Genomic DNA, 25,973 nt, shown 5'->3' with positions numbered 1-25,973 from the left:
ATGAAGCGTCCTCGCATCGTCATTACCGGCATCGGCGGGCTGTGCGGGCTCGGCACCGACGCGCCTGCCATATGGGACTCCATGCGCGCTGGCCACTCGGCCATCGGGCCGCTGACCAATGGCGCCCTGCATGAACTCAAGATCCGCATCGGCGCCGAAATCAAGCAGCTGCCCGAGCACGGTATCGACCGCAAGCAACTCGTTTCGATGGACCGCTTCAGCCTTCTCGCCGTGATCGCGGCCAAGGAAGCGATGCGCCAGTCCGGCCTGGTCGTCGACGAAAACAACACCAACCGCGTTGGCACCATCGTTGGCGTCGGCGTCTGCGGCTGGGAAGCGATCGAGGAAAACTATCGCGCCATCCTGCTCGAGGGCAAGAACCGCGCCGGCATCTTCACCGTGCCGAAGGTCATGCCGGGTGCTGCGGCCGGCCAGGTCAGCATGAACCTCGGCCTGCGCGGTCCCGTCTTTGGCGTCACATCCGCCTGCTCCTCGTCCAACCACGCATTCGCCACAGCGATGGACCAGCTCCTGCTCGGTCGCGCCGACGCGATCGTTGCCGGCGGGACCGATGCGCCGCTGGTGTGGGGCGTGATCAAGGGCTGGGAAGCCTTGCGTGTCGTTGCGCCCGACACCTGCCGGCCGTTCTCCGCCGACAGGCAAGGGCTGGTTCTCGGCGAGGGCGCTGGCATGGCCGTGCTCGAAACCTACGAACACGCCATCGCGCGCGGCGCGACCATCCTGGCCGAACTGGCCGGAACCGGCATGTCCGGCGACGCTTCCGACATCGTCGCACCGACGGTCGAAGGCCCGACTGCCGCCATGCGTGCCTGCCTGCTCGATGCCGGCCTGGCACCGGAAGAGGTCGACTACATCAACGCCCACGGCACCGGCACCAAGGCCAACGACCAGATCGAGACTGCAGCCATCAAGCGCGTGTTCGGCGCCCATGCGCACAAGCTCTCGGTATCGTCGACCAAGTCGATGCACGCCCATTGCCTCGGCGCCTCGGGCGCGCTCGAAATGATCGCCTGCGTCAATGCGGTGCGCGAGGGCCTGGTGCCGCCGACCGCCAATTATCGCGAGGCCGACGCCGACTGCGACCTCGACGTGACGCCCAACGTCGCCAAGGCACGCCCTGTGCGGGTGGCGATCAGCAACGGCTTTGCCTTTGGCGGCACCAACGCCGTCGTGGCGGTGAAGGCGGCCTGACCGGCCGTCTTCGATCTCCCGGAGTCATAATCTCCAGATGTCATCTGGATAAAACAGCGCGCACGCATATTGATGACGCGCGCCTGCATGCCTAACTTTTGCATGCCCCACCATTCCGGCCAGCGCTTCGCGTCGGCCCACCCCACGAGGAACCGTCGATGAGCGATCTCACTCCATTTCCGATTGCTGCGCGCTGGCCGGCGCAACACCCGCACCGCATCCAGCTCTATTCGTTCCCGACGCCGAACGGCGTCAAGGTCTCGATCGCCCTCGAAGAGCTTGACCTGCCCTATGAGGCCCATGCCATCAACATCGGCAAGAACGAGAGCTGGACGCCGGAATTCCTGGCGCTGAACCCGAACGGCAAGATCCCGGCGATCATCGATCCCAACGGTCCGGGCGGCAAGCCGATCGGCCTGTTCGAGTCGGGCGCCATCCTGCTCTATCTCGCCGAAAAGACCGGCCGCCTGATCCCGGCCGACCGGGTGCGGCACTACGAGACCGTGCAGTGGGTGTTCTTCCAGATGGCCTCGGTCGGCCCGATGTTCGGCCAGCTCGGCTTCTTCCACAAATTCGCCGGCCGGGAGATCGCCGACAAGCGTCCGCTCGAGCGCTACCGCGACGAGTCGCGCCGCCTGCTCGGCGTGCTCGACCAGCGGCTCGCCGGCCGCAAGTGGATCATGGACGATGACTTCACCATCGCCGACATCTCGCTGCTCGGCTGGGTGCGCAACCTGATCGGCTTCTATGAAGCGGGCGACATCGTCGGCTTCAAGAGCTTCGAGAATGTCGCGGCGTGGCTGGAACGCGGCCTAGCACGGCCGGCGGTGCAGGCCGGGCTGAACATCCCGGCGCGCTCCTGAGGACCGGCGTCAAGCGAAGGCGCAGGAGCCTACTTGGCCTTGGCTTTCGCCTTGCCGCCGTCGCGGGTGATCACTGAGGCGGCAATGCCGGCTACGCCGCTCGCCACACCCTTGACCTTGCGCATCACCCGGGCGGCCACCGATGGCCGCTTGTCGGCAGCGGCCTTCTTCGGGCTGGCCGCCTTCGCGGGTTTCTCAGCTGCCGGCGTGACTTTCTTGGGCGCGGCCTTGCCGAACGCCGGCTTGGCTGCGTCTTTCGACCGTTCGGCCATTGCCGGGCCTGCACCCGCCTTCGACTGAAGTGCCTTGCCCGACCTGGGGGCAGCTTTCTTTGCCTTGGTAGCCATGGCTGTCGCCTCGCTGTTGCGCATGTCCGGACCCGCATTTGCAGGTCGTCCGCATGTCAGACAACGGGCAGTTGGCGCTTCGGTTCCGCTTGCGCTCAGATCACCAGATCAGCCTTGCGCCGCGCGGCGAGCACGCGGTCGATGTTGGGCATGTCGTTGCTGTCGATCCAGTTGCGGGCGTCGGCGTCGGATCGGCCATGCTCGCGCCAGCGTTCGACCAGGCGCCGCTCGAGCTCCTCGCGTGGCGCATCGACGAAGATGGTGAAGTCGAACAATGAGTCGAGCCGCTGCCAGGGTTCCTCGTCGAGCAGCAGATAATTGCCTTCGACAAGGATGAACTTGACGTCGGCGCCGACGATCTCCGCTCCCGCGCGCGACAGCTCGATGCTGCGGTCGAAAACCGGGATGGCGATGTCGGGCTCCGCGGCCCGCAACCGCTTGAGCAGCACCTCGAAGCCGGCGAAGTCGAAGGTTTCGGGCGCGCCCTTGCGCGCGCTCAGGCCGCGCGTCTCGAGCACCTTGTCGTCGAAGTGGAAGCCGTCCATCGGCACCACGGCCGCCGAGCCTTCGGGCAGCACGTCGCGCAGGGCCGACGACAGCGTCGACTTGCCCGAACCGGGCGGCCCGGCGATGCCGATCACGAAGCGCTCGGCATGATGGGCGCGCTTGAAGAGGGTGGCGGCGATATGGGCGATCTCTGACATGGGCCTTCCCGATGGTCTCGTTTGGCATCCTGCTGGAGCATCAGACAAAATTGAGGCGGCGAAGGTTCCAGTTCAAGTGCGTTTTGCAATTCGCAGGAACGCATCGTCGAATGAGGTCTCACGGCTGCTCCCATCTGCGAACGTCAGCCGAAGCCTTCCTTCGCTGGGAGCAATCGAAACCGGCGGCTGGCCGCCCTCCAGCGGCAGGGCGCCGATAATCTGGCGGAAAGCAACATGCCCGCCGAGCGCAAAGGCGGTTTCCACGCCCTCGCGCCGCAGCCAGTTGTCGCCGAGCGACGCGGCATGGCCTATCGCCGTGCGGCCATCCTCGATGCCGAGAACGCCGGCACGGCCGTTCCATGGCGCATAGTAGCGGCCGCCATTGCTGATCCACAGCATGGTCACCGGAAATTCGGCCGGGTTCTTCAGCACCAGCACGACGTCGGCTTCGGCCTTGCGTGCCACAGCCGTCCAGCCCATGCCGCCGTGATCGGCCTCGACAAGCGTGACGAAATCCTCGTGCCGGCGGCTGGCGCTGAAATCGGCGAGGTCGACCTCGCCGCCGGATGCGGCGGGGAAGCGCGTCGGATCGGTGCTGCTGGCGGGGTAGGCGAGCAGATGGCTGCCGCGCGCCGGATCGGGTTCGGTCGCGTCCGGTGGCGTCGCCGCCAGCCGCTTCGGCGAAAACGCCAGCCGCCCGCCCGCCCGCATCTCGGTCATCGGATGGTGGGCGACGGAGATCGCGCCCGAACCGCCGGTAAAGCTGTGTTCCTGGTAGAGGAACGGATGGCCGTCGCGCAGGATCAGCGTCTTTTCGACCACAGCGCCCATCACCTTGTGCTGCAGCCGGAAGCCGGCGCGTCGACCGCCCGGAATGGCTTCGTCGGAGACGAGATCCCATGCGCTGTTGGCCGGCCAGCCGTGCAGCGGTGCCGCCTCGACGTCGCTGCGCGAAAACGGCGCGCAGAGGAATTCGCCCGACAGCCTGACAACGCCCGCCGGCAGCCCTTCCGGCAGGTCCGGCCTGTCGATCCATGGCGCGCGGTGCAACGGCCTGATTCGGCGTCCGCCGGCTTCGATGGCGAGATCGGCGACGTGGCCGACCGATAGGTCCAGTGCGACGGAAATGCCCTCGGCCTGCAATCGATGCACGTTCATCTGCCAAATCACCCGCTGTTGCTGTCCCAGACAAGCCGCTTTTTCACGGCCGGCGCAAGCTTGCAGGTGTAACCAATAGTCAACACCGCTGGCGCAACATGTGCCTGGCGCGATGAGCTAAATGGACGGCTTGTCCCACATTCTGTAGTTTCCGGCTGTTGTTGCCGGCCGGCATCCCACTCAGCCAGAGTTCTTGGCGACCACCGACAGGTTTTTCCTTGTTAGCCCAAGCCTTTCTGCTTCCGCTCTCCTTCAGGTCCTTCAGGTCCTTCAGGTCCTTCCGGCGCCCTGTGCCCGCCCTGTTTCGCCAACTGGCGGCGCTGCTTGCCGTGGCAGCCTTGCTCGCCGGCTGCGCTACCACGGAAACGCTCAGTGTGGCCCCACCGGCTGCGCCGGAAAAATATGCGGCCATCGTCGTCGACGCCTCCAACGGGCGCACGCTGTTCCAGGCCTATTCGACGGCGCCGCGCTATCCCGCCTCGCTGACCAAGATGATGACGCTGTACCTGACCTTCGAGGCGATGCAGCAGGGGCGCGTGTCCAAGACCACGCTGATCCCGGTGTCGGAGAATGCCCGCTCGCAGCCGCCCTCCAAGCTCGGTTTCAAGCGCGGCGAGCAGATCGAGCTGGAAGCGGCGGTCCGCGCCCTGGCGACCAAGTCGGCCAACGACGTGGCGGTAGCTGTCGGGGAGTATCTCGGCGGCTCGGAGGAGGGTTTTGCCCGCCTGATGACGTCGAAGGCACGCCAGCTCGGTATGACCGCGACGGTGTTCCGCAATGCGTCGGGCCTGCCCGACGCCGCCCAGCGCACCACCGCACGCGACATGGCCGTGCTCGGCATGGCGCTGCGCAAGCATTTTCCGCAGCATTACTTTTATTTCTCCGCCACCGATTTCAATTTCCGCGGCAAGCGGGTGCGTGGCCACAACGACCTGCTCGGCCGGGTCAATGGCGTCGACGGCATCAAGACCGGCTACATCAGGGCGTCGGGCTTCAACATCGTCACCTCGGTCAATGCCGATGGCCGCAAGCTGGTGATTGTCGTGATGGGTGGCGACAGCGCACGCAAGCGCAATGCCCATGTCGAGGAACTGATCGTGCGCTACATGCCGCAAGCTTCGGGCGGCAGCCTGGCCTCGTCGCTGTTCCAGCCGGCGGCGCAGTCCGTGCCGATGCCGACCGAGACGGCGGTCGCGATGCCGGCCGTCACGTCGATGCCGGCACCCGTCGCTGCAGCGGCCCCGGCTTCAGGTCCGGTGCCGATGGCCGAAGTCTACTGATGCGCATCCCCGGCGATTGATCTGCCGGGGAGCTTGCGTAGTCAGCGACCCGTCGCTCAGGCCGGCGCCTTGTATTGTGCGTCGCTGACATGCTCGAGCCAGTCGACGGCTCGGCCGTCCTGCGCTTCCTGGATTGCGATGTGCGACATCGCCGTGGTGGCCGCGGCACCATGCCAGTGCTTTTCGCCGGGCGCGAACCAGACGACGTCGCCGTTACGGATTTCCTGCACCTCGCCGCCCCAGACCTGGACCCAGCCGCAGCCTGAAGTGACGACCAGCGTCTGACCGAGCGGATGGGTGTGCCACGCCGTGCGCGCGCCGGGCTCGAAGGTGACGTTGACGGCGCGCACCATGGCCGGTGCCGGCGCCTCGATGATCGGGTCCTGGCGCACCGCGCCGGTGAAATAGTCGGGCGAGGGCGTTGCCGACGGCCGCGATCCGCAGCGTTTGATGTCCATTCCAAGATCTCCTTCAAGACAGATGGCGGGGGTATCGCGGTTGCCAGCCCGGCTGCAGGGCTGGTTTGCCCTGCCTGAGCTTATGGCCGTTTCCTGACCGGCGCCATCCAATGCTGCCATGACGCATCTTCGGTTGGCTTCGGCCGGCTTGGCCGCAGTCAATGTCCGTGGGAGCCAGGGTCAATCGGCAAAAGCCACCGCTGCCCGCCCGCTGGTCAGGTCAGCGATCATCCTGGCGACCGCCGCGGCGTCGGCCTCGGGCAGGGCGAGGGTCAGCACTGCGCCGGCGGCGGTGAAAGTCTCGGCGATGGTGCGGACGCCCGGCACAGCCGCGAGCCTGGCCTGGACGATCGCCAGGTCGGCGAATTCAAGCGTCGCCACGGCCTCGACGGTAACCACCAGCGGCACCTTGGCCGCCGCGCGCAGGCAGGCCGATGCGGAGCCGCCATAGGCGCGGACCAGCCCGCCGGTGCCGAGAAGCACGCCGCCGAACCAGCGCGTGACGACCACGGCGACGTTGTCGAGCGCCTGGCCGTCGAGCGCCTGCAGGATCGGCTTGCCCGCCGTGCCGCTCGGCTCGCCGTCGTCGCTGAAGCGGTATGCCTGCCCGATGCGCCAGGCCCAGCAATTGTGGTTGGCGCCTGCATCCGAATGGGCCGAGATGAACGCCTTGGCCGTGGCCTCGTCGGCCACGGGACCGGCGACGGCCAGGAAGCGGCTCTTCTTGACGTCCTGGGCGAAACTTTCGATCTGCGCGAGGGTGAACATGTCAGCCGCGTTAGACAATGCGCGGCGATGATCGTCAATCGCGCCGGCGTCGGCATCACGGTGGCGCCAGCCCGCCCGGCACTGCGTGCCGCAACTGCTTTTGCCGGCGTCCGTGCTTGCCGCGCGATTTGCCACTTCCCCCGTTGAAGCCAGCCGCCGCATCGGTTATGAACGCGCGTCGTCCGGTTCGCCGGATGGTGGTCCGCGGTCAGCCTGCGGACGAGCACCCGTAGCTCAGCTGGATAGAGCGCTGCCCTCCGAAGGCAGAGGTCACAGGTTCGAATCCTGTCGGGTGCGCCATTTAACAGATTGAAAACAAATATGGTTTTCCGTCTGTCTGCCTTTCGAAAATTGAATGGATTCCGCTGCGGACACAATCTGGACGCACTGGAAACACGCATGGCTTCAATTCGAAAGCGAAAAGGCAAGTGGCAGGCTCAAGTTCGCCGCCTTGGGTTTGCCCCGGAGATACGCACCTTTGTTACCAAGGTAGACGCTCAAGAATGGGCGCGAACAATCGAGACAAAGATAGATCGTCGGGAGTTGGAGCCTGACCGTAGGATCCTTGACGAGACGACGCTGCGAGATGTCATCACTCGTTACCGAGATGAGATTGTTCCCGCAAAGAAAGGTGGTGAGGTGGAGGTGATTGTTTTGAATGCCTTCCTTCGTCATTCGATTTGTAGGAAGCGGCTCTCACACTTAGGCGCTCAGGATTTTGCATCCTACAGGGATGAGCGATTAAGAGTGGTAAGCGCCGCAACGCTGAAACGTCAATTGAACCCTGTAAGATCGGCGTTGAACATAGCCCGGAAGGAATGGGGGCTGCCGTTGCGTACAAACCCTCTTTCCGAGTTTGGCCTAGGTGCACAAGACAACAAAAGGGAAAGACGCCTCCGAAAGGGCGAACTCGACCGGCTTGTCTTAGCAGCGAGGAAAACACGAAATCCGTTGATAGTCCCTATCGTCTTGTTCGCTCTGGAGACCGGCATGAGACGGGGTGAAATCCTTGCCATGCAGTGGGACCATATCAACCTGGAAAAGCGCTCCGTGGTCATCCTTGAGTCGAAGAACGGCCATTCCAGAACGATACCGTTGACGCCCAGGGCTATCGAGATCCTGCAAGGCTTGAATGGACGAACGGGCAGAGTTTTCCCCGTAGCTGCAAATGCCCTGAGGTTGTCTTGGGTTAGGTTGATGGAGCGAGCCTCGATTGAGGACCTTCATTTCCACGATCTGCGACATGAAGCCATAAGCCGGTTTTTCGAAATGGGCCTGACCGTGCCTGAGGTGGCATCTATTAGCGGTCATCGGGATGTACGGATGCTGATGCGCTATGCCCACGCCGACGTTTCAAGGTTATCAGCACGCATTGCCATGGCTATGCAACCTTAAATCTCGGGGGCTATTGACTTTTACGTCAATAAGTTGTATAATGTTCATAGAGAGTTGGGTTTTGCCTGCTCTCCATTCTCCACATTTCCCGAATTGATTTCAGGTAACGCGAATTTTCTTCGCGCGGAGAGGATATTGCTATTAAATAATAACAAGAAAGAACGTTTATATATGAAAAATATCGACAACAATAGAATTTACTCAAAATACAATATTCTGGATGAGTTAGACAATGAATTGAGAAAGCAGGGGTTCGCTGGGTCGACAAATATACCAAAAATCGTATTTCTCACTGCGATCACGCGAATGTTTGCAGATCCTGTGTCCCTTGTCGTCATGGGGACATCTGGAGGTGGCAAAACCTACGCCATTGAATCTGGGCTCCAGTTCATTCCTTCCGAGGCCATAGAGAGCATCGCAGGCATGTCAGAGAAAGCCCTGCCCTACCTCACCGGCATCTCCCTCAAGAACAGGATCCTTTACCTAGGCGAAGCATCTGGGATGAGTGACGGAAACGGCCGTGCCTTTCTGAGACAGCTCATGACAGAGGGAAAACTCGATTACCTCACAGTCCAGAAAACTTCGAATGGCATGAAAGGTGAGAAACTACCCACGGTCGAAGGGCCAATCTCCTTCATGATGGCTACTACAGCCAATCACATCCATCACGAGGACCAGAGCCGCATGCTCACCCTCAACATCGAGGAAGATCACGAAAAGATCAGACAGGCTCTCAGGAATCAAGCCAATGGCCTATCGAAGTCAACGGTCGCACTCGACCTAGCGCCTTGGCATGATCTTCATGATTACATCTGCGAAAACAAAAAGAAAATTATCATTCCTTACGCAGAGCGAATTGTAGACCTTCTTCCAATTAATAATTTCAAAATTCAACGAGATTTCCCGAAAGTTTTATCTCTCATCAAAGCATGTGCACTTGTGCACTTCAATAAGCGAGAAGAAGATAACAACGGAAATATAATTGCCGACCAGAGTGATTATCAGGAAATACACAATCTTCTTAATAAGCCTCTTTCTGAAGGTTTAGATAGCTCCGTTAGAGAAGGTGTAAGAAACGTTGTTTTAGCTGTAACGGATATATACAAAAAGGGAGCAAATATTGATGGCGTTAGCCATTCTAAGCTATCCGAGCATATGGGTATGGATCGTTCAGTTGTAGGACGGAATATACATGCTGCCATCTCTCAGGGGTATTTGACGAACAACAATCCGGGGCAAGGGAGAGAAGCAAAGGTAGCTATAGGTGACCGAAAACTACCAGAGGGAAATGCGCTCCCTTTGCCATATGAGGTCTTTTTGCCTGCTCAGGATCATGCTTCCCCCATTACGTGGTGATCTAAAGTATTCACGTATGATTACCTGTCTATAAAAGCGAACAAGTGCACAAGTAGGAATATGCTTCTATAATTATAATAACTATTCATTCTCCCCTGCCGTAAAAGTGGGGGAGATGACCTTCGTACGAGTCCGGAATTTTACACATTTACGATCTGGTTTACTATCGGTTAATCGCAACTTTACAAACTATTATTCCAAAATTATGGTGCATCGATATACGCCATGGGTATACCCCCGGGCCTGTCACTTCCCCCACCGTACCAAGGGGTTGCGATATCTCCTTTGGGAACTGAATGGACGAAAAGCCGAGCTTCGCGCCGCCTTCTTGAGTGTTTCTGGCTGGATCGCAGCCTACTTTACAGAATTTGCCAAGGGGAATGTCGGGCGATAGCGTATACAGTATGGATGCATCACCGTCTGTAAAGTGCAGGTCTACGCCTTTCGTTAGAGGTTCTTGAACTTGAATCTGCCCAGCATCAGGATCAGTACATTGCGCAGTAGCTCACAGAATTTTGGATAAAGATCATAACTAGAGAGGGGCATCGATATGGGTGAATGGGGACCTGAAAAGCTTATTGATATCGCTAGATCTGATGTGAAATTGGCGGTAGTTCTATTTGTATGTTTTCTGTTTTTGTTGTTAGCAGTAATTTTAATATTATTATTGATTGTTACTAACTCCAAAATGTATAGAAGCTTTGAACGAAAAAGATCCAAGAAATATGTAGATGAGGTGACTGTGGGCGGGCTGGTCAGCTCCGAAAGCTGCGTTGTATTTGGGTCAAAAGTAAATAGAAAGCGGAGAATAGAAGGAAGTACTGATAGGATATTTAGCCGGTATACCGCTGATGTCGATGGGCTGGATGCATATAATTCAGATTTGATATTAAGTCGTGTAAAAATGTTGGAGAATTGTCGAATTGTAGAGCACTTAGACAGAATGCTTAGGGACATTTATTGCATAGATAGTAGATATTTTTATAATGAGCGACATTATGCAGTGGATGGATATTATGAAATTGAATATTTTGGTGGCGAATATTTAATAGAAAAGTACCAAGGCTCGTCAATTCCGAAACAAATATTATTTAAGATAGGTATGGATGTATTTGCACTTCAAAAAGCTCAAGGGCGAGACGAAGGCGAATGCGATAGTGTATCATGGAGCTTCACTGAATATGCGTTGCACTTAAATCGAAAAACATTATTTAAGGCGAGAGCATACAATGAATTTTCAATAAACAAATGTCGTGAAAGTAACCTTGTAATCGAGAGCCATCTTACAGAAGAAATGACAGTCACATTGTGCAATTTATCTAGTGCCATAATTTATCTTGCTGCGATCAAGGCGGTTCGCAAGGCGAGGGTGGATCGCCGTTTCTTCAGACAAAAGCAGTTACAGGCGACGGATTCCGCTAGGAGAGCTGCGACAGAAAAAGCGAATGCTAAAATGGCTGCCTTTCGCGATACGGGAGCATCGGCTTGAACGGATTGCCGCTACATAGTTCTCCGGACACAATCTGGACGCAACGGCTATCTGATAGAGTGCCATCTTATGGTTGTTGCGTAGCTCAGAGAAAGATCGTAGACTGCGCAAGCAGTTGAATTTATTCAATCTTTCGAAGTGAGCAAGGCGAGCGGCTGGATAGAGCGCTGCCCTCCGAAGGCAGAGGTCACAGGTTCGAATCCTGTCGGGTGTGCCAGTTTCTACATAAATATCAAATGGTTATGTGCGGTGATTTTGACGGAGTGCCGTCGCTCTTTTCGTGCGGAAGCACTACGGAAGCACAAGAGATCGTGCCATTTTCGACGTCGCCTCTGTGGAAAAATGCGGTTGAAGTTTGCTCGAAGTTGACGCGGTGACCGATGGTTGCCCTTTTCCGGGGACGGATAGGACGTATAGGCTCATGAGATTGGTGTGATTGAATGGGGTCCGATCGGCCCACCTTCATCTCGGCAGCTATGGAGTTGAGTGCATCCTCAGTCGCCGGCTCTACCCACTTCGGTGCATGCCCGTTATTCACAGGACTCACAGGTTCCAGAACAGTTGTCCATTTCTGTTGGAACTGACCGTGAACAAAATCTAGAATGAGAATCAGATTCGAATTTTCTGAGGTACCTATGGCTCGGACTTGGAACCGTGATCGTGCAGCGAAGCGCATTCAGACTCGGCTGAGTGAAGTCCGCCTCCAGGACATTGAAATCCGAAAGTATGTTCGCGACACAAATCTTGAAAATCTCCCCCGCACGGTCGCGTACCGCGTGGACGGTGCGCACATCTATGCTGATATCGTGAACCTTGATGATATGCTGAACGTCACGACTGTTGAGGGTGAAACCTGCCACAAACGGACGTTGCGTTTTCTTAACCTCCACTATCGCGCGGTACATCGAATTCTGCGGAAGGTCGACGCGCTTTTCGTCGATTTTCACAATCAGCGCCTACATTCAGTGGTCACTAAGCCGTATGATACTGAGAGCGGACGTGTTCATCGCGCCGTGGCGATTGGTCAGCTGATCATTGATGTCCTCAAGCAAACTGGTGAGGACGCTGACCACCCTGCAGCAAAAGTTCGAGTGGGTATTGACAGTGGGCAGGCGCTTGCCGTCAGCAATGGTCGCCGCGGCCATCGCGAACCACTTTTTTTGGGTGAGCCGGCCAACCACGCAGCCAAGCGGGCTGGAGGAGGGAAGGCCACCGGGATCTATCTGACAAACCTCGCGCGCAAAGTGATTGGATTGAAGGACGTTGACAATCCAGACGTCAATCCGCTTTCGGCCTCGGAAATCGAAGCATCACAAAAATCAGCCAATCTTAGCGTAACGGCAGATCAGATTGTCTCCGAGTGGAAGGCTGACTTGGCTAACAACCCAATTGGCTCTTTCACCTTCAGCGGTCACACGCCACCTTACAGCACACTCGATATCGAAGCGCTGTCGGTCCGGAATTCGCGTCGGCAAGACGCTGCGACAGTTTACGCCGACATTGACAACTTCACTAAATACGTCAGCGCAAACATTGGCGACGACAGTGGTGCAAAGCACGTCGTGCGCGCTCTTCATGTTATTCGCAGCGAACTCGATGCCGTTCTTCACAAAGATTTTTCAGGCCGGAAGGTTCGCTTTATCGGTGATTGTGTGCATGGTCTTCTCGTAGAGGGGACTGCTCAGACCACTGAGAACGAGACCACGATCAGTAACATGGTGCTCTGCGCCGGTGGAATGCGAAGCAGTTTCGACTTGGCAATCGAGAAACTTCAAGATGACGGCACTGATGCGACAGACCTTGGTCTTGCCATTGGGTTCGAATTCGGACCGATGACAGTCACGAGGCTCGGAGTGAAAGGCGCGCTTGTCCGGTGTTCTGTAAGCCGCGGAGTCATACAGGCGGAACGGGAGCAGCATCGTTGCGCAGGAAATGAAACCGCTATCGGGCAGAATGCCTATGACAACGGCAATGATGCTGTTCGTAATATTTTTGGTTCGAGACGGAAACGGGCCAATCTGCACTACGATGCTGCCGTTAGCGAGTTGTCGTCCAAGGGCGACAAGGTTGCCAAGGCAGCGGCGGCCTTCGCAACCGCCGGCTTACTAAAACCAGCGTCGGCTCCCGCAAGTCCCTACAGTTTTCAGAATCGCCCAACCGGACCGGCCAAGAAAGACGGCTTTTCTTGATCTGGTATTTTCAAAACGCGGATCGCTCGCGGCACGAGCGCCTCGCCATCGAAGCGCTTGTTGCGGACGTCCAATGGCTACGCCCGCTCGATTGGCGAATCGACGAACATCTTCGTTTGGTATGGGACGCCGACATCGTGATCAGCGAACGCGTCTTTCCGATTTATCTACGATATCCCAATCATTTTCCCCATTCACCGCCGCTCGTAATGCCGCGAGGCGACACATCGAGATGGTCCAGCCACCAGTGGGGAGCTGGTGGCGAGCTTTGTCTTGAAATTGGCGCCGACAACTGGAACTCAGATTTTACAGGCGCGGATATGGTTCGAAGCGCGTTTGGCCTGCTTGAAATGGAGGTGGAGGGGACGCCAAGCTCCGAAATTCCATCTAGGCATCAGACAACCCTCGGTCAGGATCTTCGCTGGACGGTGAGCCGGCTTGCAGTGACGACCTCGTTGCTGGAATTTGCTGCTACTCAAGACCTACCTCTAGAAGGGAAGGTCGACGCAATCATACACGACGAAGCCGTCGTATATTACGCTTCCCATTTTGTGCGTGATGGCGCGGAAGTGTGGCGCGACGCGTCAATCCCAAATCCGCTTCGAGCGGAATCCTTCAACATCGACGGGATACTAATTCCATGGCCGTCGGCAGCGAGCCTTCCAACTATTGCGACAGATCAGGAGTTTCGCGCTGACTTGGCTGCAGAAGGGGTCCCGCTGGATGAGAACGGAAGGGTTGTCCTGCTTATCCAGGGCGAAGTGCTTCACGCCTTTCGAATGTATGGAGACTCCGTTTCCAAAGTGACCATCGTGGGTCCCGATCTAGCCGCGGATCGCTTAGGCGAAGACCATCGCTCTCTCTCGGAAAGGAAGGTGGCTGTCATCGGCTGCGGGTCACTCGGCAGCAAGGTCGCGGTGAGCCTTGCCAGGTCTGGCGTCGGGAATTTTCTTCTGGTCGATGATGACGTTCTCTTGGCTGGTAACTTTGTGCGACATGATCTCGATTGGCGGGATATCGTGACACACAAAGCAGATGGCGTTGCCCGTCGCGTCCAGTTAGTGAATCCGACGGCCCGAACTGATGTTCGTAGACAACGTCTTGGCGGGCAAGAGTCGAGCGGTAATCTCGAAGGGCTCATCGAGGTTATCTCGCAATGCGACCTTATTGTTGACGCGACTTCCAGCGCAGAGGCGTTCAACTATCTGTGCGCGGCCGCCGAGACTGGTAGGAAGGCGATGATATGGGCGGAAATCCACGGAGGGGGTATCGGCGGTCTAATAGCTCGCCATCGCCCAGGCATCGAGCCCGGTCCAGCACTGATGCGGCGTGTGATCGAAAACTGGTGCGCTGAGAAGGGAATCGTCAATGAGCGCCCCGAAAGGTCATATGAAGATCGAAATGCAGGCATTCCATGGGTCGCAGATGATGCGGATGTGTCCGTAATTGCAGCTCATGCCTCGCGATTCGCAATCGACCTGCTAATCCCCCGCTCTCCGTCCATTTTTCCACGCTCAGCCTATTTCATTGGGCTCGCTGAAGGATGGCTTTACAGCGAGCCGTTCCATACCGAACCTGTTGACGTCGGACTCGCATCTCAGGTTGTCACCGAACAGAACGGCCTCGACGCAGCCGAAGTAGCTGCCGAGCGGGCACGCGTCATTGAAATACTTGGAAGATCCTTTGGTGAAACTCCTTCTACCCGATGACATTGCTTCGAGGCTCAACATCGCGCTCGCAAAGGCTAAGCGCCAAGAGATCGGCGGTCTTGTTGTAGGCGAGCATGTGATGGACGAAACGTTTCGGATCGTAGATATTTCGATCCAAACAAGCCATGGCACTCGCACCCATTTCGAGCGCGACCCTATCTTGCACGAAAAATTCCTACGAGAATTCTTCAGGCGAACAGGCGAAAACTATGAACGCTACAACTATCTAGGCGAATGGCACTCACATCCGAGCTTCGACCCACTGCCGAGCACTGATGATGTCAGGACGATGCGCTCGATTGTATCCGACCCAGATGTTGGCGTGAATTTCGCTGTCTTATTGATCGTACGCCGCACAAGCCCAAAAAAGCTCGCACTATCGGCGACCGCGTTTTCCCGATCACTTCCTCCTGAGCCGGTTATCGTAGTCGCTGATGTTGGCACCGCCACGAGAAAGAGGAATCTTATGGAGACCAGTCTGGATTGGCTTAGGAATTTGGTGTCTTAACGCCGAGTTGCCGTACGATTTTTCGGATTTGCGTGCAAACCGGTCCCAGGCGTGACGCCAGCGTGCCGGGATCGCCCGTCGCGAAAGACGCTGGCGTCAAGCCATGGAGGTCCGACGGAAGGTTTATCCCCGTTTGGCGCGGATATACTAAGATACTGCGGCGTCGACCAAGGCGTCCCATGAACATACCGAGTTCAAAGAGCACATTATCGCGGATGGCAGAATTGCGAGCGCCTCTGCTGGTTTCGACGATGTCCTCGAATAGTGCGACGGCCACACCGAAATCGCTCTCGGCCACTGCCAGTTCCAGAGATTCAAGCGGATAACCACCGGCCCAAAAGACACCGTTCGGCCACACGGTTGCAAGTACGTCATGCTGCAGACCTGTCTGGATTTCGTTTGCAATGTCGAGCCCCTCCACAGAGGACATTATAAACATCCTCGGCTTCTCGTTGGGCGTGGTCATGAGTCGATTACGATCGAATAGCCGCCGAGAAAGCTCTTGGGCGACGGATCTCCAGATCAACCCTGGAAACTTGTCGGCCAAAGCGTAGAATTCTGTTCCCGACATCTTTATGGCTACGACCGTATCTTCGGCGAACACTGAGGCCGACCGCCGTTGCGAAGGCTCTATCGCGGCCATTTCACCAACGTGCGTACCGGCCTTTAGAGTGCGGACTTCTTGACCTTTGACTACAACGGAGACGCCGCCTGCGACTAAAAAAAAGACGTCGTTGTCCTCACCGCCCTCGGCAATGAGCTCATCCGCGGCCTTGTATTCTACAAGTTCGCCAGCCGTGGCGATTGCCTCGGCGACTTCTGCATCGCCACTGTCAAACTGCCGCTTCAGACTAGCGATAAGCGCCGACCTGTTGCCGCCTTCAAACCGCTCTTTCATACTCCCTCCCGGCAATGCAATTGTCTGAGTCCTATACATGTAGTTGCTGGATTTACAGGAAATATTCCGAAGGTAGCAATACAATTGGATAGCCGGAGACGACTCTACAATGAGCCGCATTGTGGTGCCGTCGTCAACTCCGGCATCGGGGCGGTCCGGTCGTTTACCAGCTTGCTTAGGCGACTGCTCGCTATGCACTCTGGCGGTCGGTTCATGGCCAAAGTTGCATACGAGGCAGCCTGGAACTCTGGAACTCATGGCCCAGACGATGGGCACCAAAGTCCGTACTCGTTCAAGAAGGGGAGAGATGGTCTTGGCCATCTCTCCCCCGCGAATGCCACCTGCGCAAAGCGAGGCCGCCCGCTCGCAAGGCGGCGCATAACCGCGAATTCCTGAACTGATCCGCTCCGCCCCGCTCGATGCGCAGCCCTGCTCCGCTCGCCGGCATTCGCCCCCCTCTCTGCCGCGCGCTCACGCGCCCCCGGAAGCCATGCCGAGGGGCATGCCTTCGGCATGTAACGGGAAAGGACCCAAAGCCATGACGATCATTGAAACGAGCGCAAAAACCGCAACTGTCAGCGAGAGCGGTACGGAGGTTTTCATTCCGCTGAACAAGTTGAAGAAGTCGCCCCGCAACGCGCGGAAAATCCCGCATAGCGAGGCAATCATCGAAGCCTATGCGGCAAGCATCGCCGCCAAGGGCATCTTGCAAAATCTTGTGGTCGAGCCGGAGCTTGACGGGGAAGGCACGGAAACCGGCTTCTACTTCGTCAGTATTGGTGAAGGCCGCAGGCTAGCGCAACTGCTTCGCGTGAAGCGCAAGCAGATTAAAAAGACCGAACCGATCCGCTGCGTCATCGACATCGTGAACGATGCGCACGAGATCAGCCTGGACGAGAACATCACCCGCGAGGCGATGCATCCCGCCGATCAGTTCGAGGCGTTCCGTGAGCTTCACTGCGAACGCGGATGGGGTGCGGAGGAAATCGCCGCCCGCTTCGGCATCACCGCGCACGTCGTGCGGCAGCGCTTGCGGCTCGGCGCGGTCAGCCCCAAGCTGATGCAGGTTTATCGCGATGGCGATCTGACCCTCGACCAGCTGATCGCCTTCGGCCTCACCGATGATCACGCCCGGCAGGAGCAGGTTTTCGAAAACCTCAACTACAATCGCGAGCCCTACATCATCCGTCGTGAACTGACACGGACGCATGTTGCTGCAACCGATCGCCGCGCAAACTTCATCGGCGCGGAAGCCTACGTGGAGGCGGGGGGTACCATCCTCCGCGACTTGTTCACCGAGGATCGTGGCGGTTTCTATGAGGACGCTGCGTTGCTCGACCAACTGGTCATCGGGAAGCTGCAAAGCATCGCCGAAACCGTCAGGGAGGCCGAGGGCTGGAAATGGGCGGACGTCCATATCGACTATCCGCATGCCAACGGCCTGCGCCGGACCTACCCGCAGCCAGCGGAATTGTTGGAAGAAGACGAAGCCGCCTATGCGGCAGCATCCGACGCCTTCAATCGGCTCACCGAGGAGTGGGACAACGCGGAGGAACTTCCCGACGATGTTGATCAGCGTTTCGGCGAGCTTGAAGGCGAGATCGAGCGCATTGACGCCCTTCGTCATGCCTATGTTCCTGACGACATCGCGCGGGGCGGCGTGTTCGTCGTGCTTTCCCATGACGGGACGGCGCGCATCGAACGCGGCTTCATCCGTGCCGAGGACGAGCAGCCGGAGCTAGAGGCGAAAACGCAGTCGGAGGGCGAAGGCTACAGCATCAATGGTGATGGCGAGATCACCGAGGCCGGCACCGGATCGGACCCCGATGATGGGAGCGACGAAGAAGCGGAGGACGACGGCAAGCCGCTGTCCGATCTTCTCGTCCGCGATCTGACCGCCCATCGGACGCTCGGCCTTCGCCTTGCGCTTGGCGAGCAGCCGGATATCGCCGTTATAGCTGTGACGCACACGCTCGCCGCGCAGACCTTCTATCAGGGCGCGGAAGCCCATTGTTTGGAAATCCGCCCGACCAGCACCTATCTCGCTGGCCACGCGGCCGGCATTGAGGATACGGCAGCGGGCAAGGCGCTGGCAGATCGTCATTCGGGATGGGCGACGGACATGCCGCGCGACGTCGCCGACCTATGGGGGTTCATCGCTTCGCTCGATCATGCAAGCGTCATGGCGCTGTTCGCCCATTGCGCCTCGCTCACGGTCAACGCTGTGAAGCTGCCTTGGGAGCGCAAGCCTCGCGCCCACGAGGCAGCGGAGAGGTTGGCGGCGGCGGTTGCTCTCGACATGACGGCACACTGGACGCCGACCGTACGCACCTATCTCGGGCGCGTCACCAAGGCCCATATCCTCGACGTCGTGCGCGAAGCTGTCAGCGAAGAAGCAGTCGACAGGCTGTCGGCCTTGAAGAAACAGCCCATGGCGGAAGCCGCCGAGCCGTTGCTCGCTGGAACGGGATGGCTGCCTGCAGTCTTGCGGACCCAGGAACCCCCGGCGTTCGTTGAACGGCAGGACGCGGGAGGTCGAGATGCCAGATCGGCGGACGTAGCCGAACTGGAGCCGGAAACCGCTCAGCCCGAGCCGGCGAACTCTGCGCTCGCCGAAAGCAGCGCCCTGGCCGAGGAAGGCGAGCCGTTCAACGTCGCCGCCGAGTGAGCCGCAACGGCCGGAGCCGCCACGCGGTCTCGGCCAGTTTCCTTCAGAGAATTTTCCGGCCGCGCCAATGGCGCGGCCGGGCGCCTCTACCGAGGAACCGCAGCAATGAGAAGCTGATGAACTAGCCTGAGGCCATCATCGCCCAACACGAACGCGCGTTGCCGTCAGGCGAGATGCATCATCGTTCTATATGGATGATCAGCCGTTTACCGCGTCCTTGAGAGCCTTTGCCGGCTGGAAGACGATCTTCTTCGAAGCGGCTATCTTGATCGTAGCACCAGTCGAAGGATTCCGACCATCACGTGCTGGTTTGTTTTGCACCTTGAATTTGCCAAAGCCGTTGAGGCTGATTTCCTCGCCCTTGGCAGCGGCCTCCGCAATGCCCTTCAACACATCCTCGACCACGGATTTCGCTTGGGTTTTCGACAGGTCGTGCGCGTCTGCAAGGCGTTCGGCAATATCGATCGTGTTTACAGCTATCGTTTCCATCCCTTCTGAGTTGGTTCAACGATAGGCCTTATGGCACAGGCAATTCCGCACTGTCATCGTGTCAAGGAACGGAATCCGGTGCAAACCAACGCTCGAACCGGGAATTTACACCGCTGCTATCGAGAGAAAGCCATGCAGCGCATAGCGCATCAATTCGGCATCAGACGCCATGCGCGGCGGCCCTCCGGCAATGCCTCACCGGGCGTGAGGCGTCACCGTAGCGGATCATTCGGCAATGTGGCGGAGGATCAGGTGTGAGAGGTCATCCTCGCCCCCGATCTCAACCAGGCTGGCATTGAATCAACTTGAGACAGAAATCGTCACGGTGTTTGGCAGCTTGGCAGCCGCTGCTTGGCAAGCGCTTAGTCGCCTTCCATGCGGGCCCGAATGCGTGGCGGTTCAACCTGAAGATCAGGAAAGTCGGGCCATTTCTTCGTCACCTGTTTTAGGGGGCCGCGACCAACACCGCCCTGGCGGTTGAGGCGTAGGTCCACCTTCTTTGGCCAAAACGGAGGAGCGTTCACGGCGCGGACGACAATGTGCGTGATCGATCGCAGTCGTCGTTGTGGAGTTCCCTTCTATCTGTTCATTCCAAGCCACGCGCATGGCGCCCTCGAATGGATTGGGTCTGACCGAAGACCGGCTTCGCTTCGCTCATCCTCGATCGTCTTCCCGCAACGATGGCGCTGCGTTTTCTTCCCCTGTCCGCTGCGCGTCCATTCCTCGCGGTCCAAGAAAGCCTCGCACCGCCGTCTTCCACTTCGTTTCAGCCCCTAAGGACCACCCCACTGCGCAAGCGCAACGGGGACCCCGGTGGGTGCGTTCCGATCGTCTCCAGTCTCACGACCACCATCGAGGCCGCGATAGGCGCGGCCCGAGAAAACAGAAGGAACCACCGCAATGGCTACAATCGGCACATTCTCCCGCACCGCGAACGGCTTCTCCGGCTCGGTCAAGACCCTCAACCTCAACGTCAAGACGGTGACGTTCGCCCCGGCCGAAGGCGACAACGAAAAGGGTCCGGACTTCCGCATCTTCGCCGGTGCTACCGAGTTCGGCGCGGCATGGAAGAAAACGTCGCGAGAGGGCCGCGACTATCACTCAGTCAAGCTCGACGATCCGAGCTTCCCCGCTCCGATCTATGCGAGCCTGGTCGAGACCGACGCCGAGGGCGAGTTCTCGCTCATCTGGTCCCGCCGCGCCGCCGAGTGATCCGACCTAACACGAAGCCCCGCCGCAATGCGGGGCTTCGCCATGTTCAGGTCCGCAATTGCCTGGCATCTCTCTTAGGCGCGGCACGCTACGCTTTCGAGGGTGCCTTGCGCGCCTTCTTCACCGGCGACTTGACTGCTGTTGCGATCGTTGTCGCTGCTGCCGCGCGAGCGGCTCGCTTTGGTTTTTCTGCCGCGGCGGGCATGGGCGGCGGCGCCTTGCGCCCGAGTCCTATTGATTTCGCCAGGGCCGAGCGGGTGGCCGCGTAATTCGGCGCCACCATCGGGTAGTCAGAGGGCAGGCTCCATTTCTGACGGTATCCATCGGGGCTCAAATTGTAACGCGTTGCAATATGGCGCTTCAGGGATTTGAACTTCTTTCCGTCTTCCAGGCAGATGATGAAGTCCGGTGTCACCGATTTCCTGATTGGGACCGCCGGTTCCAGCTTGACTGCGGCCGGGGCCACTGATGTGCCAATCCCTTGCAAAGCGGCGTAGGTATCTCCGATCAGCTTCGATAACTCGCCGACGGGCAGGGGATTGTTCGAAACGTATGCTGAGACGATGTCGGCGGCGATCGATACGAGATCGGTCTGGTCGTCCTGGTGTGGAGAAACGATCATGGAGTTTACCTCTTGTCTCATCGGGCACGCTGATAACACGTGAGTTGTCTATTTCGCCAATCAGGCAAACAATTCGTTATCCTGCCAACAATCCTCATCCGTCGCGAATATCAAGTAGCTAAGCTTTGCTTCCATCCTGCTGATCGGCTGCGGACGAGCCTTGCCGATCGTTTCAAGGAAGCGAGGGGACTTTCCCTCGCTTCCCCGCCAATGCCACCTATGCAGAGCAGGGTTGCCGGCTCACAAAGCGGCCGACCGCTGACGTTCTCTTGCATCAATCTGCATCCGCTCCGCTCGACCGCGCAGCCCGGCTCCGCGCGCCGGCATTGGCCCCCATCACTCCCGCGCGCTCACGCGCCCCCGGAAGGCATGCCGGGGGACATGCCTTCGGCATTAACGGAAAACGGAGTGACCACAATGAACATGACCACCATCATCAACAGCGAGAACAACAGCCAGCAGCAGGCGGCTTCCAGCGGCTTTCACGTGGATATTTCGCGCGGCGAGCGCATAGGGCGGGTTTCTTCGGAATGGTTTTCGCGCCCCGATGACGAGCGTTATCTGAACCTCACCGAGCTTTATAAGGCCGTAAAACGGAGAGCGGATCGCGCCACCGCTCGCACTGTGGAAAGCCGCGCCGTGCGCGTGGAAGCTACCCGCGACAATGCGGAGCGGCTTTCGCTCATGATCCCGGGACAGGAGCAGCCAATCGCCCCCACGCATTGGAGTTTTGGCCAACTTTGCAGCCTCGTTGGCGCACCGGCCACCTACATGCGCCAGCTTCCCGCGCCGCTTGCGGGCATCAACTTGCAGCACGGCCTTTTGAGCCACAGGGCGGAATTGATGAAGACCCTTGAGACGGAGGACGGACGCGTTGAGCTTCGCGCCGTGACCGGCCCGGACTATGGCCGAATCTGGGATCACGAGCTCGTCGCCGCCGTCATGAAGATCGCGGGCAATGGCACCGGCGATACCATGTGGAAGGTACCGGGCGTTCTGGATTGGGCGACGATGACGCACAACCCATTCGTCGATATCACCAAGGACACCACGACGCTTTACGCCAGCGACCGCGATGTGTTCCTGTTTCTGGTGGACGATACGCACCCGATCGAGGCCGGACGGCTCCCGAACGGCGAACCGGATTTGTATTTCCGAGGCTTCTATTGCTGGAATTCGGAAGTCGGGTCGAAAACCCTAGGCATCGCCTCTTTCTACCTCCGCGCCGTGTGCATGAACCGCAACCTGTGGGGTGTGGAAGGCTTCGAGCAGATTAGCATTCGGCATTCGAAGTTTGCCGCGCAACGTTTTGCCCATGAGGCAGCGCCCGCTTTGACGAGCTTTGCGAATTCAAGTCCGGCGCTGTTCATCGCCGGGATCAAGGCCGCGCGCGAGAAGATCGTAGCCAGCACCGACGACGACCGTGAAGCCTTCCTGCGCAAACGCGGTTTCTCCAAGGGTGAAACGGGTAAGATCATCGAGGCCGTGTTGCAGGAGGAAGGCCGCCCACCCGAAAGCGTCTTTGATTTCGTGCAAGGCATGACCGCGCATGCCCGCAGCAAGGCGCATCAGGACAGCAGACTGGAGCTTGAAGGCAGGGCGAAGGCCTTGTTGGAAAGGGCCGCATGAGCAAGCGAAAGGCCGCGCGGCGAAAATCTCGCCGGGCGGCCTTTCAGGTCCGCCGCATCAACGAGACCGTAATGACATAAGAACAACAGCCGGCCAGTAGCGCGGATCGGCGCGTCCGCCCGAACCGAACACGGCGGCCGCTCGCCGGGCTGCGCCCGGCTCGCGAGGCAACTGCTGTCATTAGTGGCAACAAAAAACAGGTCTGGTCATAGGTGGCACAAAACCTGTCCTCAAAGGAGAACGCAATGGAATGCGCGTTGAGGAATTCCGGGCGATGTTTTAGCTACTTCTTGCCCTTTGGCTTGTCCGGTGATTGCGTGAGCACCGATCCGGCAAGCTTCTTGCTCTCGGCAAGGGTGGGCTTCTTTGCACCGCTCAAGACCTTGCTTGCAAGCGTCGACACTTTCGAAGACGATTTCTCATTCTTTGCCATAGGACGCATCCTTTCAACGACTCAGAGATAGGTATACTACCACGCGACCAATCACTTTGCTTATCTCTGATCTCGGATGGGACTAGCTCGATGGGAAAAAAACAACGCTGGGACAATTGCGCCTTGTGTGGCGAGTTCCGTCTGACGACGCGTGAGCACGTGGTGCCAAAGGGACTGTATCCCGAGTCCAAAGGCGCGAGCAGCACGTTCCAGCGCATTACCGTCGCAGCATGCTTCGATTGCAACAACGGTACCTCGGACGACGATGTGCATTTCCGCAACGTGATGGCGATGTCCGGCGACGCGAGCCCGAGTGTCCGCGAAGTTTGGGAGGGACCAATACGGCGAAGCTTTGGGAAAGTTGACGGTCGACGACGTGCACTAGATGTCTTCAAGCTTATGAAGCCCGCTCCCGAATTCGAGGGCAACAGATACATGATCTACCCTGGGAACGATCCACGGGTGCTGGGTACGATACGGAAGGTCGTTCGAGGGCTTTGTCACCATCACCGGTTGTTGGCAGTCGTGAAGAACGACAAGGTTTGGGCCGACGTGCTTAAATACCCAATCCCTACAGAGTTCGCGGAGGCGGTGGTCATCGCCCATGCCGAGCCGGACATCCTGGATTACAAATACCTGGTCGTTGACGAGGACGAGCTACACTCGTTTTGGCTTCTTCGCTTTTACGAACGGACGACTTTCATCGCATTCGTGTTCAACAAATCTATAGCAATTGAGGAGCCGGACTCGATGGTAGAAGGCGCCTCCTAGGCTCTTCGCCCTCGTCCGATGGCATGGTGCGGAAACCCCATCCTGCCGCGCAACTCTATCACACCAACATCTTCCGGCGATCTGCAAATTCGGATCGGCGAACGCTGCCACCCTAGGCGGCCGCGGCTCGCCAGGCTCGCGATGCAACTGCTGTCTTGGGTGGCAACAGATACCAAAATGGTCGATTCCCTTGCTACTTTGTAACGCGCAACGGAGGTCGCCTTAGAAGGTCTGCGGCCTCAATGCCGAGCACGTTAGCCAGCTTGTCGACAACGTCAATTGTCGCGCCGTAGACACTGCGCTCCAACGCGCTGATGTATGTACGATCGACCTCCGCGCGATGGGCCAGCTCTTCTTGCGAAAGCCCAGCCGCCTGTCGGTACCGCCTCAAATTGCGTGCAAATACCTCGCGTATCTCCATGCCCGCGAGTGCAGCGCCTTGTCGAGTATCCAACCACGGAGTATTCTCGACAAAATGAGTTCAAAGATGGAAAAGGTGTTTGCTTAAACCGCTGCTTGACCCCGACGTTGCAGACACTGCGCCGGACGGCCCGATCCTGACCGGGTATGACGAGGAGCGGCTGCTCACCTACATCCGCCTACTCGACGCGGCGGCCGAAGATGCGGATTGGCGTGAGGTCGCCAGGATCGTCCTGCACATCGACCCTGACCAGGAACCGGAGCGGGCCTTCCGGTCGTGGGAGACCCATCTTGCCCGCGCGCGGTGGATGACGACGAACGGCTATCGATATCTACTTGCGGGCGGTGCGCCACACTGAGCATCGCTGGTTGTTCGTCGTGCTTTGCTGAATCAGCAAAGCGGTTTGCCGGCTCTCCAACTACCCAATGTCCGTATCGCCCCCGATGCTGATTGCAAGGCCCACAGCCTGGTGCGGACATCGGGAGAGGACTTGGCACGTTGCACAGCGATTGGACCGATCCGACGGTTTACGCGCCCATGCGCGGCTACGAAGCTGCGGAGTTCGCTGCCGAGTATCTGATCCGGAACGACAACTTCGTCGCCGAATGCAGCCAGCTTACATCACAGAACTCGGGTTCGGGAGAACCTGTCGGTCCGCCCGACTTTGCCGCCCGTTGGGGTGCGCGATTTCACAGTCACCGGTGACGGGCTTCCGTTAGCTGAGAGCATCGTCTGGACGGAACAGGCCTCGCCGCGCTTGCTTCGGGCCACGCGGATGCCTGCCTCGATCAATCCTTCTCACCAGGCAGTTCATCTTTCCAGGCTCCGCAACGCCAGCGTTTGGAAGCAGAACGAAGATTTTCATATTCTTTGGCCGGCTTCGCCACTAACGCATGGGCTGGTTGCCGAAAACTTCGGCGGTCCGCCCGACATCGATGCGGTCCTCCTGCCGCTCGACGACGCCTTCGAGACACGGCTCGACGCAGCGCGTCGGTTCTGGCGCGCACTGAACGGCCGGCCGGCCGCAACAGCCTATGGCGCGCTGCCGCAGCAAACGAAGACGAGGCACACGCTCAATCTGCGCGCTCATGACGCCCGCCGCGCAGGCGCCGCCTACCGCCAGATCGCCGAAGTGCTGTTGTCTCGAGAGTCGATCGCGCCGCGAGACTGGCGCGATCATCATCTCCGGCACAAGGTCCGGGCGATCTTGCGAAGGGCGGATCGTCTGATCGCCGGCGGCTACCGCGACCTTCTCTTCTATCCACACAGCCGCAGCCGAAAATCCGATCGCTGAAGCCCTTCGTCGCAGGGGTAGCAAAAACACATCCCCCGATCTTTGCCCTCCCTCGCTTTTCCTCATTTCGACCATCGTCCGTTTCGCGCGTCCCGGCAGG

25 protein-coding genes and 1 tRNA gene are annotated in these 25,973 nt (G+C 58.6%); 16 read left to right on the top strand and 10 right to left on the bottom strand.

Translation table 11 applies throughout. The features are described 5' to 3' along the window. Together CO731_RS02070 and CO731_RS02065 are read left to right on the top strand one after the other, a co-directional pair. Positions 1-1,212 (top strand): beta-ketoacyl-[acyl-carrier-protein] synthase family protein, encoded by a 1,212-nt coding sequence (locus CO731_RS02070; protein WP_108605735.1) that lies wholly within the window; start codon positions 1-3, stop codon positions 1,210-1,212. Between the two features lie 158 nt (positions 1,213-1,370). Next, positions 1,371-2,075, top strand: coding sequence for a glutathione S-transferase N-terminal domain-containing protein (locus CO731_RS02065; RefSeq protein WP_108605734.1), 705 nt, complete (start codon positions 1,371-1,373; stop codon positions 2,073-2,075). A 29-nt stretch (positions 2,076-2,104) separates the two neighbouring features. Here the strand turns inward: CO731_RS02065 and CO731_RS02060 are convergent, their stop codons facing one another. From CO731_RS02060 to CO731_RS02050, 3 genes are all read right to left on the bottom strand, one after another. After that, the gene (locus tag CO731_RS02060) at positions 2,105-2,422 is read right to left on the bottom strand and encodes a hypothetical protein (RefSeq protein WP_108609578.1); all 318 of its coding nucleotides are present in this window, start codon (positions 2,420-2,422) and stop codon (positions 2,105-2,107) included. 95 nt (positions 2,423-2,517) lie between these two features. Next, positions 2,518-3,126, bottom strand: a complete 609-nt coding sequence (locus tag CO731_RS02055) for a nucleoside triphosphate hydrolase (protein ID WP_108605733.1) — start codon at positions 3,124-3,126, stop codon at positions 2,518-2,520. Between the two features lie 72 nt (positions 3,127-3,198). Next, a complete protein-coding gene (locus CO731_RS02050) occupies positions 3,199-4,284 on the bottom strand; it encodes a hypothetical protein (RefSeq protein WP_108605732.1) in 1,086 nt (361 codons plus the stop codon). Between the two features lie 290 nt (positions 4,285-4,574). On the opposite strand from CO731_RS02050, the gene CO731_RS02045 reads away from it, so the two are divergent. Further along, positions 4,575-5,564 (top strand): D-alanyl-D-alanine carboxypeptidase family protein, encoded by a 990-nt coding sequence (locus tag CO731_RS02045; RefSeq protein WP_199914540.1) that lies wholly within the window; start codon positions 4,575-4,577, stop codon positions 5,562-5,564. 56 nt (positions 5,565-5,620) lie between these two features. Here CO731_RS02045 and CO731_RS02040 read toward each other — a convergent pair whose 3' ends face one another. Together CO731_RS02040 and CO731_RS02035 are read right to left on the bottom strand one after the other, a co-directional pair. Next, complete coding sequence (locus CO731_RS02040) at positions 5,621-6,022, bottom strand: cupin domain-containing protein (RefSeq protein WP_108605731.1); 402 nt, start codon at positions 6,020-6,022, stop codon at positions 5,621-5,623. A 180-nt stretch (positions 6,023-6,202) separates the two neighbouring features. Beyond that, a complete protein-coding gene (locus tag CO731_RS02035; protein ID WP_108605730.1) occupies positions 6,203-6,790 on the bottom strand; it encodes a YigZ family protein in 588 nt (195 codons plus the stop codon). Between the two features lie 223 nt (positions 6,791-7,013). Here CO731_RS02035 and CO731_RS02030 point away from each other — a divergent pair. From CO731_RS02030 to CO731_RS02000, 7 genes are all read left to right on the top strand, one after another. Then, positions 7,014-7,090 (top strand) — tRNA-Arg (locus CO731_RS02030). 21 nt (positions 7,091-7,111) lie between these two features. Beyond that, complete coding sequence (locus CO731_RS02025; RefSeq protein ID WP_245439579.1) at positions 7,112-8,185, top strand: site-specific integrase; 1,074 nt, start codon at positions 7,112-7,114, stop codon at positions 8,183-8,185. Between the two features lie 171 nt (positions 8,186-8,356). After that, positions 8,357-9,541: a hypothetical protein gene (locus tag CO731_RS02020; RefSeq protein ID WP_108605728.1), complete on the top strand. Its 1,185-nt coding sequence runs from the start codon at positions 8,357-8,359 to the stop codon at positions 9,539-9,541. 550 nt (positions 9,542-10,091) lie between these two features. Then, on the top strand, positions 10,092-11,030 hold the full coding sequence (locus CO731_RS28550; protein WP_159091533.1) for a hypothetical protein: 939 nt from the start codon (positions 10,092-10,094) through the stop codon (positions 11,028-11,030). A gap of 635 nt (positions 11,031-11,665) precedes the next feature. Continuing rightward, on the top strand, positions 11,666-13,219 hold the full coding sequence (locus CO731_RS02010) for an adenylate/guanylate cyclase domain-containing protein (protein WP_108609576.1): 1,554 nt from the start codon (positions 11,666-11,668) through the stop codon (positions 13,217-13,219). Further along, positions 13,216-14,928: a ThiF family adenylyltransferase gene (locus CO731_RS02005; RefSeq protein ID WP_108605726.1), complete on the top strand. Its 1,713-nt coding sequence runs from the start codon at positions 13,216-13,218 to the stop codon at positions 14,926-14,928. The genes CO731_RS02010 and CO731_RS02005 overlap by 4 nt, the downstream gene beginning before the upstream one ends. Continuing rightward, entirely contained in the window at positions 14,906-15,436 is a 531-nt protein-coding gene (locus tag CO731_RS02000; protein ID WP_159091532.1) for a Mov34/MPN/PAD-1 family protein, read from the top strand. The genes CO731_RS02005 and CO731_RS02000 overlap by 23 nt, the downstream gene beginning before the upstream one ends. On the opposite strand, the gene CO731_RS01995 is transcribed toward CO731_RS02000, so the two are convergent. Beyond that, positions 15,417-16,334, bottom strand: coding sequence for a TIR domain-containing protein (locus CO731_RS01995; protein WP_159091531.1), 918 nt, complete (start codon positions 16,332-16,334; stop codon positions 15,417-15,419). The genes CO731_RS02000 and CO731_RS01995 overlap by 20 nt on opposite strands. Positions 16,335-16,872: 538 nt before the next feature. Here CO731_RS01995 and CO731_RS01990 point away from each other — a divergent pair. Next, positions 16,873-19,002, top strand: a complete 2,130-nt coding sequence (locus CO731_RS01990) for a ParB/RepB/Spo0J family partition protein (RefSeq protein ID WP_108605723.1) — start codon at positions 16,873-16,875, stop codon at positions 19,000-19,002. A 198-nt stretch (positions 19,003-19,200) separates the two neighbouring features. Here the strand turns inward: CO731_RS01990 and CO731_RS01985 are convergent, their stop codons facing one another. Further along, entirely contained in the window at positions 19,201-19,491 is a 291-nt protein-coding gene (locus CO731_RS01985; RefSeq protein ID WP_108605722.1) for an HU family DNA-binding protein, read from the bottom strand. Between the two features lie 900 nt (positions 19,492-20,391). Between CO731_RS01985 and CO731_RS01975 the strand changes: the two genes are divergently transcribed. After that, positions 20,392-20,703, top strand: a complete 312-nt coding sequence (locus tag CO731_RS01975; protein WP_108605721.1) for a DUF736 domain-containing protein — start codon at positions 20,392-20,394, stop codon at positions 20,701-20,703. A gap of 88 nt (positions 20,704-20,791) precedes the next feature. Here CO731_RS01975 and CO731_RS01970 read toward each other — a convergent pair whose 3' ends face one another. Continuing rightward, positions 20,792-21,325, bottom strand: a complete 534-nt coding sequence (locus tag CO731_RS01970) for a MucR family transcriptional regulator (protein ID WP_108605720.1) — start codon at positions 21,323-21,325, stop codon at positions 20,792-20,794. 423 nt (positions 21,326-21,748) lie between these two features. Between CO731_RS01970 and CO731_RS01965 the strand changes: the two genes are divergently transcribed. Continuing rightward, positions 21,749-22,954, top strand: coding sequence for a DUF932 domain-containing protein (locus CO731_RS01965; protein ID WP_108609575.1), 1,206 nt, complete (start codon positions 21,749-21,751; stop codon positions 22,952-22,954). A gap of 283 nt (positions 22,955-23,237) precedes the next feature. Here the strand turns inward: CO731_RS01965 and CO731_RS28940 are convergent, their stop codons facing one another. Further along, positions 23,238-23,387 carry a hypothetical protein gene (locus CO731_RS28940; RefSeq protein ID WP_199914539.1) on the bottom strand — a complete coding sequence of 50 codons (150 nt, stop codon included), beginning with the start codon at positions 23,385-23,387 and terminating at the stop codon, positions 23,238-23,240. A gap of 90 nt (positions 23,388-23,477) precedes the next feature. Between CO731_RS28940 and CO731_RS01960 the strand changes: the two genes are divergently transcribed. Continuing rightward, the gene (locus CO731_RS01960) at positions 23,478-24,158 is read left to right on the top strand and encodes a hypothetical protein (RefSeq protein ID WP_108605719.1); all 681 of its coding nucleotides are present in this window, start codon (positions 23,478-23,480) and stop codon (positions 24,156-24,158) included. A gap of 193 nt (positions 24,159-24,351) precedes the next feature. Here CO731_RS01960 and CO731_RS01955 read toward each other — a convergent pair whose 3' ends face one another. Next, positions 24,352-24,579: a helix-turn-helix transcriptional regulator gene (locus tag CO731_RS01955; RefSeq protein WP_108609574.1), complete on the bottom strand. Its 228-nt coding sequence runs from the start codon at positions 24,577-24,579 to the stop codon at positions 24,352-24,354. A 79-nt stretch (positions 24,580-24,658) separates the two neighbouring features. On the opposite strand from CO731_RS01955, the gene CO731_RS01950 reads away from it, so the two are divergent. Continuing rightward, complete coding sequence (locus CO731_RS01950; protein WP_108605718.1) at positions 24,659-24,937, top strand: DUF2285 domain-containing protein; 279 nt, start codon at positions 24,659-24,661, stop codon at positions 24,935-24,937. A gap of 417 nt (positions 24,938-25,354) precedes the next feature. Further along, positions 25,355-25,873 (top strand): DUF2285 domain-containing protein, encoded by a 519-nt coding sequence (locus CO731_RS01945; RefSeq protein ID WP_159091530.1) that lies wholly within the window; start codon positions 25,355-25,357, stop codon positions 25,871-25,873. Positions 25,874-25,973: the final 100 nt, after the last annotated feature.

The sequence above is a fragment of the Aminobacter sp. MSH1 genome, assembly GCF_003071665.1.
In the GTDB taxonomy this organism is placed as follows: domain Bacteria; phylum Pseudomonadota; class Alphaproteobacteria; order Rhizobiales; family Rhizobiaceae; genus Aminobacter; species Aminobacter niigataensis.
This window is presented reverse-complemented; position numbering and strand designations above follow the sequence as displayed.